Source organism: Bradyrhizobium sp. 25ACV (genome assembly GCF_054863005.1).
Genome location: NZ_JAVAYO010000184.1, coordinates 1 through 243, shown reverse-complemented (window position 1 = coordinate 243; position 243 = coordinate 1). Strand labels below are relative to the sequence as shown.

Annotated in this window: 1 pseudogene; it reads left to right on the top strand. The window is 65.4% G+C overall.

The window, feature by feature from the left end:
* A pseudogene (locus RAD04_RS39085) lies at positions 1-243 on the top strand (DUF1624 domain-containing protein); the annotation flags it as partial.

The following is a 243-nucleotide window of genomic DNA, read 5'->3' as shown; positions in this document are numbered from 1 at the left end:
ACCCCGATCTTACTCGCGCTTAGGATCACAAACTTCTGTGCCACGTGCTTCGTGTTCCTCGCCGGGTCCTCGGCGTTCCTCTGGGCGTCCCGAGGCCGGTCCCGCGCCGAGCTCAGCCGCTATCTGCTCACCCGCGGGCTCTGGCTGGTGCTGCTCGAGTTCACCGTCTCCCGGCTCGGGTGGCTGTTCAACCTCGACTACACGAACGAGCCTCTCATCCTGCTCGTCCTCTGGGCCATCGGC